We start from the raw sequence: 12007 nt of genomic DNA on the forward strand, positions 1-12007 counted from the left end.
TTTTCAAAAAAAGATTATTTATCTTCTTTCTCGGCTTTTGGTTTTTTACGCTTATCCGTAATTGCCCACTTGCCGTCGATGTATAAACCAGTCCAACCTGATGGCTTGCCATCACTTTCAGTACGAACATAGTTCTCTTTCGTTTTACGACTGAAACGAATCACTGCTGGCTTACCATCTGGATCGTGCGTCGGTGCTTCTGTTAAGTACAAGAACTTAGGAGACAGACGCTCTTTAAAGCGAACAAGCTCTTCCACTAATGGTGCACGAGTTTCACGTGATTTAGGGAACGTACTTGCAGCTAAGAATAAACCTGATGCGCCATCACGTAACACAAAGTACGCGTCTGATTTTTCACATTCCAATTCAGGAAGGTGTACAGGATCTTCTTTTGGTGGCGCAACTTCACCATTTCTTAGGATTTTACGTGTGTTTTTACACGTTTCACTCGTACAATCCATATATTTACCAAAGCGGCCGTTCTTAAGTTCCATGTCTGAACCACATTTGTCACATTCGACAATTGGACCATCATAACCTTTAAGTTGGAACTCACCTTTCTCAATAATGTAACCTTCACAGTTCGGGTTATTACCACAAACATGAAGCTTACGATCTTGATCAATTAGATAAGGATCCATCGCTGTTTCACACTTAGGACAACGTTTCTTCGCTCGTAATGCTGCGGTTTCTACGTCTTCTTCAAGAACATTAACAATGCCCTCTTCACTGCCTAAGTTAATCGTTGTTTTACAACGTTCTTTTGGTGGTAATGCGTAACCCGAACAACCAAGGAATACCCCAGTTGATGCAGTGCGAATACCCATATTACGGCCACATGTTGGACATTTAATATCGGTTTCTACGATATTATTTGGTGACATGCCACCTTCAGATTCATCAAGTTCCGCTTTGGCAATATCATCGGTGAAGTCTTGGAAGAAAGCGTTAAGTACGTCTTTCCAATCTTTATCACCTTCAGCAATTTTATCTAAGTTACCTTCCATACGAGCCGTAAAATCGTAATCCATTAAATCATCAAACGATTGATTTAGACGGTCTGTAACGATTTCACCCATTTTCTCTGCATAGAAACGGCGACTTTCAACACGAACATAACCACGGTCTTGAATAGTTGAGATGATTGATGCGTAAGTCGATGGACGACCAATACCTTTTTTCTCAAGCTCTTTAACCAATGCTGCTTCTGTGAAACGCGCTGGTGGTTTAGTGAAGTGCTGCTTAGGATCAAGCTGTTCTAGTTTTAACTTATCGCCAAGTTGAACCGCTGGTAATAACTGATCTTCGTTCTTGCCCATTGGACGTTGCACGCGAGTCCAACCATCAAACTTAAGGATACGTCCTTTTGCTTTTAAGGTGAATTCATCGGCTTTTACGCTCAATGTGGTTGAATCGTATTGCGCTGGTGTCATTTGGCAAGCAACAAATTGATTCCAAATTAGGTTGTAAAGTTTGTGAGCGTCCGCTTCCATACCTTGTAGGTCATCAACTTTCACTTCTACGCTTGAAGGACGAATCGCTTCGTGAGCTTCTTGTGCGCCTTCTTTGCTACCATAAATGATTGGTGCCGCTGGTAAATAGCTGTCGCCATACTCAGAACCAATGAACTCACGTAAGGCTTCTACAGCCTCTTTACTTAAGTTAGTGGAATCAGTACGCATGTAAGTGATGTACCCCCCCTCATAGAGGCGCTGAGCTAACATCATGGTCTTTTTCACACCATAACCTAGACGTGTACTTGCTGCTTGTTGCAATGTAGATGTAATATACGGTGCTGATGGCTTACTTTTTGTTGGGCGATCTTCACGCTTACACACTTCGTATTCTGCTTTTTCAAGAATACTAACAGCTGCTTCTGTATCCGCTTTCGTTAGTGGTTTAAATACAGAACCATTACGCTGCGCAACTTGTAGGCGGAAGTTTTCTTTATCCGCAGTTAACGTATCCGCATGAATATCCCAGAACTCTTCAGGAATAAATGCATTGATTTCACGCTCACGCTCAACCAATACCTTCACAGCAACTGATTGAACACGACCAGCAGATAAACCACGAGCCACTTTTTTCCACAACAATGGAGAAGCCATGAAGCCAACCACACGATCTAAGAAACGACGTGCTTGTTGTGCATTCACACCTGGCATACTCAACTCACCTGGCGTTTCAAAAGCCTGCTGAATTGCATTTTTAGTGATTTCGTTAAAAACCACACGTTTAAAGCGTGAATCATCACCACCGATGATCTCGCGAAGGTGCCACGCAATAGCTTCCCCCTCACGGTCCAAATCGGTTGCGAGATAAACAGTATCTGCGCTTTCCGCTAATTTTTGTAATTCAGCAACTACTTTTTCTTTACCTGGGAGAATTTGATAGTTAGCTGCCCAATCATTGTATGGGTCAATGCCCATTTTATTGATCAGGTTCTTTTTATCTCTTTCTTTTTTAATGCGTGCTTTTTCTTCAACACTTAAGCCTTTAGTCGATGCCGCAGCCGCTTTTTTACCTGTGCTCGTTGAGCCCATAGGTAAATCACGTACGTGACCTACACTGGATTTTACGATGAAGTCTTTGCCAAGGTATTTATTTATTGTTTTTGCTTTGGCTGGTGACTCCACGATAACTAGAGATTTACCCATAATGTCTCACTAACGTCCTCGTGCTGAAATACAATGCTGCTTAAAATAACGATATCAACAGCTATAAATTAAACTTTATCTATATATTACTATTGAGGGAGGATGGCACTACGTCAACCACTTTTTTTACATTCGTTACTGAATGGTCGTAGTTTGGACAGTTGTTAATTAGATGTAACTTAGACATACCCTTCTATCAAACTCCCTTTTTTAATTAGGCCGACTCTACTATCATTTACATGTCCATAGCTCAAAAGGTGAGTTAAATATCTTGCACTTGCTCACAATAAAATGGTCAATCTTCACTGAATTTTTATTTTACTAGCCATGATTTACATCAATTGTATTTTCCAACCGTTATGCTTAAAATCCCTCTTTTATATAGCAAAAAATGAGTGAGATATGAGCGATAAAAAATCGATTTCTGAGGCTGACTTACTGTTAATTGCCAACCAAATCATTCAAGATCACGAGAACTACGTTGAAGGTATGCGAGCAACTAGTGTAGAAGAAAAAGACGAAGTATTAGTATTCAAAGGCGAGTACTTTTTATCCGATCAAGGCCTACCAACAGAAAAAACAACCGCTGTATTTAATATGTTTAAATACCTTGCTCACGAATTATCAAAAGAATTTAGCGTTAAGTAATTTTTGCTAAACAAACAACAAAAAAGGCTGAATAATTCAGCCTTTTTTAATATAAAAAACATCCATGCAATTAAAGAATTGGACGTTGTCCTTTACTAATTAAACGCATAAATACATTCTCTGCTGATTGGCCAGCAATACCTGCAATTTTAGCGCCTAGCTTTTTCTTCTGTACATAATGAATCGCTAATACTTCACGATCCTTACACGCTTTTGTTAAGTAATCGTCGGATGTTTGAATCGCATCAATTAAGCCTAACTCTAGCGCTTGTTTACCAAACCAATGCTCACCTGTTGCTACTTTTTCAAGATCCAAATCAGCGCGATGTTCGTGAATGAAATCTTTAAATAATACGTGCGTTTCTTCCAACTCTAATTGAAATTTCTCACGCGCTTTATCGCTGTTTTCACCAAACATAGTTAGCGTTCGTTTGTATTCACCTGCGGTCAGTTGTTCAAACTCAATATCATTCTTTTTCAGTAACTTACTAAAGTTTGGCAATTGCGCAACCACACCAATTGAGCCAACAATTGCAAATGGTGCTGCGATAATTTTCTCACCAATACATGCCATCATGTAGCCACCAGAAGCTGCTACTTTATCAACAGAAATCGTTAATGTGATATTCGCATCACGTAAGCGATCAAGCTGAGATGAAGCCAGTCCATATCCATGAACCATACCACCACCACTTTCAAGACGAACAAGGACTTCATCACCTTCTGCAGCAACCGCTAAAATAGCTGATACTTCTTCACGAAGCCCAGCGACTTCTTTTGCATCGATGCTGCCTTTAAAATCTAAAACGAATAAACGAGCATCGCGTTTTAGCTCTAAATCTCCAGATTTTGTAGCCTGTTTCACTGCCTTTTGTTTTGCTTTTTCGGCTTCTTTGGCCGTTTTTTTCTCTGCTTTTGCGCGTGCTTTTAACTCAGCATCATCAAATAGATGGTGTTCTAGTTCTTCAATCGTTGACTTATATTGTTCAGTCAAATTCGTAACTTCTAACTCACCTTTTGATGCTGAAGAGTTCCCCCCCACAGCTTTAGCGGCAATCAAAATGGCGATAATAGAAACAACCACTGTTGCTATCTTTGCTAAAAAGAGACCGTAATCAAACAAAAATTCCAATGTAATACCCTCTTAAGTATGTTTCGTGTATTGTACCTAACTTAACCCAAAGTTAATTCATCTAATGATAGAAATTCGTACTAAATGTCTATTTTTACGGCGATAAATCGCAAAAAAGAACAGAAGGACTTAGGATGAACGTTGAAATACAAGGATTACAAAGTGGACTATCAGGTTTCTGCTGACGCATTAAAAAACAAAACAATTCTCGTAACTGGTGCAGGGGATGGCATTGGTAAACAAGCAGCATTACATTATGCTCAACATGGTGCTACGGTTATCCTTTTGGGGCGTACCGTTGCTAAATTAGAAGCGGTCTATGATGAAATTGAAGCGGCAGGTTATCCAACGCCAGCGATTGTTCCTTTAGATTTAAAAGGTGCAACAAAGCAGCATTATATCGACATGGCTGAAACCATTCAAAGCCAATTTGGTAAGCTCGACGGCTTACTGCATAACGCAGGTTTGCTTGGTATGTTGAGCCCATTCGAGCAATTTGAAGAAGCGATTTTCGACGAAGTCATGCAAATTAACGTTAAAGCGCAATTCTTAATGACTCAGGCTCTACTGCCTGTGTTACAACAATCTGATGATGCTCGAATTATTTTCACCACCTCTACTGTAGGTCACCAAGGTCGTGCTTTTTGGGGAGCTTATGCTATCTCAAAATTTGCTACTGAAGGCATGATGCAAACATTAGCACATGAAATGGAAGGTACTCAGGTTAAAGTAAACGCAATTAATCCAGGTGGAACTCATACACGTATGCGTGCTCAAGCTTTTCCTGCTGAGGATATTAGCTTACTTAAAACACCAAAAGATTTAATGCCGTTATATGTTTATTTAATGGCACCTGAAAGTATTAACGTAAATGGTCAGTGTATTGATGCACAACCAAAATAGTTTCTGATATTGATATATCACCAATCGTATTAAAAATAAAAAAGGGTTGAAACCATATGGATTCAACCCTTTTTATTTGCTTTTAGCTTAATTCAACACGTTAGCTTAACGCTGTCTTGGTGCTGATTTAGGTGCTTTACCATTTGGTGAAAATTTACTTCTCACAGGCTTAGAGCCCGCAGCTGGCTTCTTGCCCTTACCGCTCGGTTTGCCCGTTGGTTTACTTGTTGGCTTGCCTGCTGGTTTAGCATCACTATTTGAATTGCGCGGTAATGAACTGCCTACTGGCTTTTTATTATTACGACCACGGCGACCACCAGAAGTATTACGATCTTCAACGGTACGTTCATCATGACGCTTCACTGCACGACGGATTTTTTGAGATTTAGACTTCGCACGCTTGCGAGACTCTTTATCTACATCCAATAGGCTTTCTTTTTCATGTGGAAGTTCAACCATTTCACGAAGGTAGTTAACTTCCTTCAGTTCAAGTTCCATCCAGCCACCACGAGGCAGTGCTTTTTCTAAGAAGATATCACCATAGCGAACACGCTTTAGACGACTAACTGTTACACCTTGAGAATCCCATAGGCGACGAACTTCACGGTTACGACCTTCGTTAATTACTACATAGAAAGTATGGTTCATACCTTCACCGCCAGCATACATAACGTCTTCGAAACGTGCTTCACCATCTTCCAGTTTTACACCAGAAACTAGGTTTTTAACCATTTTGTCGTTAACTTCACCAAATACACGACACATGTATTCACGTTCAACTTTGCGGCTAGGATGCATAAGACGGTTTGCTAACTCACCATCAGTGGTGAACAACAATAGACCTGCGGTATTGGCATCAAGACGACCAACAGATACCCAACGTGAGTCTTTAATTTTTGGTAGGCGATCAAAAACAGTACGACGACCTTCTGGATCATGACGAGTACATAGCTCACCTTCTGGTTTATGGTAAGCAAGCACACGACAAATCACATCAGTAGACTCTTTTACTGATACAACATGGCCATCAATACGAATTTTTGCATCGACATTTTCTAGGCGATCACCTAGCTTTGCTATCTGACCATCGACACTAACACGATTAGACTGAATCATCGTTTCTAATTCACGACGAGAACCAAGACCTGCTCGTGCTAATACTTTCTGTAATTTTTCGCTCATTTTTTACCTTATAATGTCGCCTTCACAGGCGTCAATTAACTTTTATTAATCAAGAACCTACCAAGTTCAGATAGTGTTTCTCAATCATTTTAGAATTCTATGGTGGTGATTATACAATAAGGTTGTGATGAATAGTAAAAAATTAACAACATTTTATGCCATGAAGTGTTTTTCCGTATGATTAAAACTGCTGTGTTTAAAACAGCATTCATTCATACTAAAAGGAAATCCAAATGGAAAAGTTAGGATTGTGAACCAACTGCATTTATTAGCTATTACAAATACCCTAAAATAAATATAAAAATAGCCAGTCAATACTGGCTATTTATACTTACTTGTCTTTTAAATTATTGAAATGGGCTTGGATCACCAGCGCCAATACGAACCACATTGATTTCATCGTCACTAAAATCAACCACGGTTGTTGGCTGTTCACCTAAATAACCACCATTCATAATTAAGTCCACGGCGTGCTCAAGCTGATCTCGGATCGCTTCTGGATCTGACTCTGCCATTTCATTGCCTGGTAAAATCAACGTCGTAGACATTAGCGGTTCACCTAATGCTTCTAACAAATCAAGAGCGATCTTATTATCCGGTACACGCATACCTATTGTTTTACGCTTTGGATTCATAAGACGACGTGGAACTTCCTTAGTCCCTTTAAAGATAAAGGTATAAGCCCCCGGTGTATTGTTCTTCAGTAATCGGAAAATGCTATTGTCGACACGTGCATAGATTGATAACTCTGACAGATCTCGACATAACAATGTAAAGTTGTGCTTATCATCTAAACGACGGATCTGGCAAATACGCTCTAATGCTTGTTTATTCTCAAGCTGACAACCTAAAGCGTAACCCGAGTCGGTTGGATAAATAACGACACCACCATCTCTAATGATGGCAACCGCTTGACTAATTAAGCGTGCTTGTGGGTTTTCTGGATGTACGTAAAAAAATTGGCTCATCATTCCTCCTGCCTAGCAGGTCGTTGTTATTATTTAAGGATTAAGCCTACTCAAACGTTGGTAAATCCCATTCTTGCCATACTGGAACTACCCCTTCAGGTAGCCATAAATTTCTTCCTAATTCTGTCCAAGGCGACGGATAATGAAAATCAGACCCCTGTGATGCCGCTAGTTCATATTGAATTGCATAATCTGCAAGAACTCGACGCTCTTGAACACCTTGTTGAGGTAGAGCAACTTCCATTGCATCCCCTTTTGCTTCAACAAATGCAGCTAATAATCGCTTTACCCATTTTGCGGTCAACTTATAACGACCAGGATGAGCAAGTACAGCGGTTCCTCCCGCGTTATGAATGACCTTAACGGCTTCTTCGATTGAACACCATTCTGGTGGAACATAGCCTATGTTATTGCGTGTTAAGAACTTTTTGAATACCGCTTGCATCGTTTTTGCATGGCCTTGGTCAACTAACCACTTTCCAAAATGAGCTCGGGTTAGTGAACCTCCATCAGCAAGTGCCATTGCGCCTTCTAACGCCCCAACATAACCCGATTTTTCAAGACGTTCTGCCATTTTTCGAGCGCGAGCATCTCTACGTTGCGCTTGTTCTTCTATCAATGCAATTAATTCAGGGTGATTTACATCAATATTAAGACCAACAACATGAATATCCTTGTTGCTCCATAATGTTGAAATTTCAATACCATCAATTAAATGCACTGGTAATGCTTTTTCTTTAATCGTTTGATGCGCTTCAGCTAATCCTGCAACGGTATCATGATCAGTAATAGCAAGTACTTTCACATCAAAAGTAACCGCTCTTTCTACTAATTCAGCAGGAGACATGCGTCCATCTGACGCTGTTGTGTGACTATGTAGGTCTATTTTCATAATAATTCTTGACTTTCACCCCTCGCACTAGTTTACTAGTACGCAGTTAAACGCTTTCTCACCAAATTTAATATTGGTCTTTGTTTTAATAGTAGGTACTTTATGTCACAGCTTAGCAAACAACAAGCATTCTTAAAAACTAGCGTGATGACAAAACGATGGTGGCACTACTTCGGGTAGTGTTTTTGTGCTGAATTAACGATTTTGACATAAAAATTATTACCCGCATTTGAGCGGGTTTTTTTATGCCTAATGTAATCAGCATCCTCAGTGATAGATGAAAATCTAAACAGTCAGTCATTCAGCCCTCACAAGTTTTAAGAAAAGAGTGGCAACAAAAGTGAAATATGCGACTATGAAAACCAATAAAAATGTAACATTAATTCAACGCATTAGCAGGGAGGCTGAAATGCAGTCAGTAATGTCCAATGATGGTCAACTAGAAGTGCTTTCCCTTGACGTTCCATACGTCTCTGATCCAACCCAACTTTATTCCACTCTATGTGAAAATAAAGAGATGAGTCTATTGCTCGAAGGGGCTGAAGTTAACTCAAAACAAAACATCATAAGCTTAATGCTAATAGATGCAGCGGTCCGAATTCATTGTTTTGATAAAGAAGTAACACTGGAAGCGTTAACAGCAAATGGAGAATCCTTATTACACTCCTTAGCTCAATCTATTCCAGCTTCTCTTATTAGCCTTTCTTCTAAATCCATACTGACATTACAGTTCCCAAATATTAATCAAGATCTTGATGAAGACAGTCGCTTACGAGAACTCTCCTCTTTTGATGCACTGCGTTTTATTCAAAATCAATTCAATGTAACTGGTTTACCCTCTAATGCACTCTTTTTAGGTGGGCTATTTGCTTATGACTTAGTCGCTAACTTTGAAAACCTTGGTGAGGCAGAGACTACAAACAAATGCCCTGATTATGTATTTTATGTAGCCGAATCACTGTTAGTTATCGATCATCAAACGGAAACGTCAGTACTTCAAGGCTCACTGTTTAATGCTGATGCAACAATCAAAACAAACCTTTCTGATCGACTTACTGAAATTAAAGCATTTTGCTCAGAGCCGCATACCGTACCAGAAGCACCAACGCTAGAAAGCTGTGAAGCAATTCCAAGTGTGTCAGATGAAGATTTCTGTCAAACCGTATTAAATTTAAAAGAATTTGTAATTAAAGGGGATATTTTCCAAGTTGTTCCTTCTCGACGCTTTACTTTGCCATGCCCTGCTCCCTTAGCGGCTTATCGTGAACTTAAAATCGGCAATCCAAGCCCTTATATGTTTTATCTGCAAGATCGTGATTTCACCCTGTTTGGTGCATCGCCAGAATCTGCATTGAAGTACGGTATAGAAACCAACCAAGTTGAGATTTACCCAATTGCAGGCACCCGTCAACGTGGTAAAAACAGCGATGGTTCTATCAACCATGATTTAGATAGCCGCATTGAATTAGAACTGCGTTGTGATACCAAAGAAAACGCAGAGCATATGATGTTGGTTGACTTGGCTCGTAATGATATTGCTCGTATTTCTGAAGCTGGCACCCGCTATGTAGCCGATCTTCTAAAAGTTGATCGCTACAGCCATGTCATGCATCTGGTTTCTCGTGTTGTTGGCCAACTTAGAGGGGATCTTGATGCCCTTCATGCTTATCAAGCGTGCATGAATATGGGAACCTTGACTGGCGCACCAAAAATTCGTGCTATGCAGCTTATTCGCGATGTAGAAAAAACACGTCGAGGCACTTATGGTGGCGCTGTTGGTTACTTAACGGGGGATGGCAACATGGATACGTGTATTGTTATTCGTTCAGCCTATGTTGAAGACGGTATCGCTCAAGTTCAAGCCGGAGCTGGTGTGGTTTATGATTCCAACCCACAAGCTGAAGCTGATGAAACTCGTGGAAAAGCACAAGCGGTGATCTCTGCGATTCAAAAAGCACACTTAGCTCAACCAATAAACGCGAAGGAGAATAACTAATGGCTCATATTGTATTGCTCGATAACTTTGACTCCTTTACTTACAACTTGGTTGACCAATTTCGCTCTCTTGGCTATCCAGTTACTATTTATCGAAATAGCTTATCGGCAAGTGCTTTTGAAGAAGCGCTAAACAAATTAGATAACCCGATAGTTGTACTATCTCCAGGACCAGGTGCGCCATCAGAAGCCGGCTGTATGCCTGAAGTCATTCAACGCTTAAAAGGCAAAGTACCTATGATTGGCATTTGTCTTGGCCACCAAGCCATTGTAGAAGCGTATGATGGGACGGTTGCCGGTGCTGGCGAAATCGTTCATGGTAAATCGGCAATGATGAGCCATAACCAACACGCTATTTTTGATGGGTTACCAAATCCACTCTCTATTGCACGTTATCACTCTTTGGTGGCGACAAAGGTAACCGAACAATTAACCATTACAGCAAGCGTTGATGATTTAGTCATGGCGGTGATCCAAGAAGAAGATAAAGTGTGCGGATTCCAATTTCATCCTGAATCCATTTTAACGACGCAAGGCGCTGAACTACTCATTAATACATTAAACTGGGCTTTAAATTTAGATTCAAGCCGTTCAGATAATAAAGAATAAGGATATTCTCATGACTCAAATTGAATCCATTTTCACTAAATTGTATGACCAAACCTCGCTTTCAGAAACAGAAAGCCAAGTTCTTTTTGATGCCATAATTAAAGGCGAGTTAGAGCCTATTCTGCTTACTGCTGCTCTAACCTGTTTAAAAATCAAAGGGGAAACACCAAACGAAATTGCAGGCGCAGCAAAAGCACTGCTTGAAAATGCCAATGAATTCCCTCGCCCTGATTACGATTTCGCAGACATTGTTGGTACAGGTGGTGACGGTTCAAACACGATAAATATCTCCACCACAGCGGCATTTGTTGCTGCGGCATGTGGATTAAAAATCGCAAAACACGGTAACCGTGGTGTTTCAAGTAAATCAGGATCTTCTGACGTATTAGATTCATTTGGTATTAATTTAGCCATGTCAGCGCAAGACACACGAAAAGCAGTCGATGACTTAGGTGTTGCCTTCTTATTTGCACCTCATTATCACGGTGGAGTTCGCCATGCGATGCCAATTCGTCAAACCATGAAAACACGCACCATCTTTAATATCCTTGGTCCATTAATCAACCCTGCTCGCCCAAATATTGAACTAATGGGTGTATACGATGAATCTTTAGTTCGCCCTATCGCAGAAACCATGGTGAATATGGGAATGAAACGCGCAGCCGTTGTCTTTGGCTCAGGGTTAGATGAAGTCGCGATTCATGGTCCAACAACCGTCGCTGAAATTATTGATGGTGAAATCAAAGAATACACATTAACGCCTGAAGATTTTGGTTTAGACACTTATCCACTTGAAGCGATTAAAGGCGGAGAGCCTGAAGAAAACAAAGCGATTATTACCAATATTCTGACAGGCAAAGGAACCGATGCTCAACTAGGTGCCATTGCCGTAAACGTTGCACTACTGATGCGCTTGTTTGGTCATGAAGATTTAAAAGCCAACGCACAAAAAGCAATTGATGTGATGAACTCAGGTAAAGCCTTTGAACTAGTTCAGCAACTGGCTGCACGAGGATAAGAA

At 40.4% G+C, this 12007-nt stretch carries 10 protein-coding genes; 5 read left to right on the forward strand and 5 right to left on the reverse strand.

The window, feature by feature from the left end:
• Nucleotides 1-14: 14 nt before the first annotated feature.
• Nucleotides 15-2657 (reverse strand): type I DNA topoisomerase, encoded by a 2643-nt coding sequence (gene topA, locus F8B77_RS00775; protein ID WP_151652863.1) that lies wholly within the window; start codon nucleotides 2655-2657, stop codon nucleotides 15-17.
• Nucleotides 2658-3059: 402 nt separating this feature from the next.
• Between topA and F8B77_RS00780 the strand changes: the two genes are divergently transcribed.
• Nucleotides 3060-3305, forward strand: a complete 246-nt coding sequence (locus F8B77_RS00780) for a YciN family protein (RefSeq protein ID WP_151652865.1) — start codon at nucleotides 3060-3062, stop codon at nucleotides 3303-3305.
• Nucleotides 3306-3375: 70 nt separating this feature from the next.
• Here F8B77_RS00780 and sohB read toward each other — a convergent pair whose 3' ends face one another.
• Nucleotides 3376-4437 carry a protease SohB gene (gene sohB, locus F8B77_RS00785; RefSeq protein WP_151652867.1) on the reverse strand — a complete coding sequence of 354 codons (1062 nt, stop codon included), beginning with the start codon at nucleotides 4435-4437 and terminating at the stop codon, nucleotides 3376-3378.
• Between the two features lie 162 nt (nucleotides 4438-4599).
• On the opposite strand from sohB, the gene F8B77_RS00790 reads away from it, so the two are divergent.
• Nucleotides 4600-5340, forward strand: a complete 741-nt coding sequence (locus tag F8B77_RS00790) for a YciK family oxidoreductase (RefSeq protein ID WP_151652869.1) — start codon at nucleotides 4600-4602, stop codon at nucleotides 5338-5340.
• A gap of 105 nt (nucleotides 5341-5445) precedes the next feature.
• On the opposite strand, the gene rluB is transcribed toward F8B77_RS00790, so the two are convergent.
• From rluB to rnm, 3 genes are all read right to left on the reverse strand, one after another.
• Complete coding sequence (gene rluB / locus F8B77_RS00795) at nucleotides 5446-6522, reverse strand: 23S rRNA pseudouridine(2605) synthase RluB (protein ID WP_151652871.1); 1077 nt, start codon at nucleotides 6520-6522, stop codon at nucleotides 5446-5448.
• Nucleotides 6523-6869: 347 nt separating this feature from the next.
• On the reverse strand, nucleotides 6870-7490 hold the full coding sequence (locus F8B77_RS00800) for an L-threonylcarbamoyladenylate synthase (protein WP_151652873.1): 621 nt from the start codon (nucleotides 7488-7490) through the stop codon (nucleotides 6870-6872).
• Between the two features lie 46 nt (nucleotides 7491-7536).
• A complete protein-coding gene (rnm, locus tag F8B77_RS00805; protein WP_151652875.1) occupies nucleotides 7537-8382 on the reverse strand; it encodes an RNase RNM in 846 nt (281 codons plus the stop codon).
• A 409-nt stretch (nucleotides 8383-8791) separates the two neighbouring features.
• Here rnm and F8B77_RS00815 point away from each other — a divergent pair, with 409 nt between their 5' ends.
• Genes F8B77_RS00815 through trpD form a run of 3 tightly spaced genes read left to right on the forward strand, consistent with a single transcriptional unit; the run spans nucleotide 8792 to nucleotide 12004 of the window.
• Nucleotides 8792-10378 carry an anthranilate synthase component 1 gene (locus F8B77_RS00815; RefSeq protein WP_425277974.1) on the forward strand — a complete coding sequence of 529 codons (1587 nt, stop codon included), beginning with the start codon at nucleotides 8792-8794 and terminating at the stop codon, nucleotides 10376-10378.
• Nucleotides 10378-10986 (forward strand): aminodeoxychorismate/anthranilate synthase component II, encoded by a 609-nt coding sequence (locus F8B77_RS00820; protein ID WP_151652879.1) that lies wholly within the window; start codon nucleotides 10378-10380, stop codon nucleotides 10984-10986. The genes F8B77_RS00815 and F8B77_RS00820 overlap by 1 nt, the downstream gene beginning before the upstream one ends.
• A gap of 10 nt (nucleotides 10987-10996) precedes the next feature.
• Entirely contained in the window at nucleotides 10997-12004 is a 1008-nt protein-coding gene (gene trpD, locus F8B77_RS00825) for an anthranilate phosphoribosyltransferase (protein WP_151652881.1), read from the forward strand.
• Nucleotides 12005-12007 lie beyond the last annotated feature (3 nt).

It is taken from the genome of Aliivibrio finisterrensis (assembly GCF_008933155.1).
Taxonomy (GTDB): domain Bacteria; phylum Pseudomonadota; class Gammaproteobacteria; order Enterobacterales; family Vibrionaceae; genus Aliivibrio; species Aliivibrio finisterrensis.

Excerpts from the sequence above, each read along its gene's own strand:
- topA (WP_151652863.1), bottom strand. The coding sequence starts at position 2,657 with ATGGGTAAATCTCTAGTTATCGTGGAGTCACCAGCCAAAGCAAAAACA.
- F8B77_RS00780 (WP_151652865.1), top strand. The coding sequence starts at position 3,060 with ATGAGCGATAAAAAATCGATTTCTGAGGCTGACTTACTGTTAATTGCC.
- rluB (WP_151652871.1), bottom strand. The coding sequence starts at position 6,522 with ATGAGCGAAAAATTACAGAAAGTATTAGCACGAGCAGGTCTTGGTTCT.
- F8B77_RS00800 (WP_151652873.1), bottom strand. The coding sequence starts at position 7,490 with ATGAGCCAATTTTTTTACGTACATCCAGAAAACCCACAAGCACGCTTA.
- rnm (WP_151652875.1), bottom strand. The coding sequence starts at position 8,382 with ATGAAAATAGACCTACATAGTCACACAACAGCGTCAGATGGACGCATG.
- F8B77_RS00815 (WP_425277974.1), top strand. The coding sequence starts at position 8,792 with ATGCAGTCAGTAATGTCCAATGATGGTCAACTAGAAGTGCTTTCCCTT.
- F8B77_RS00820 (WP_151652879.1), top strand. The coding sequence starts at position 10,378 with ATGGCTCATATTGTATTGCTCGATAACTTTGACTCCTTTACTTACAAC.
- trpD (WP_151652881.1), top strand. The coding sequence starts at position 10,997 with ATGACTCAAATTGAATCCATTTTCACTAAATTGTATGACCAAACCTCG.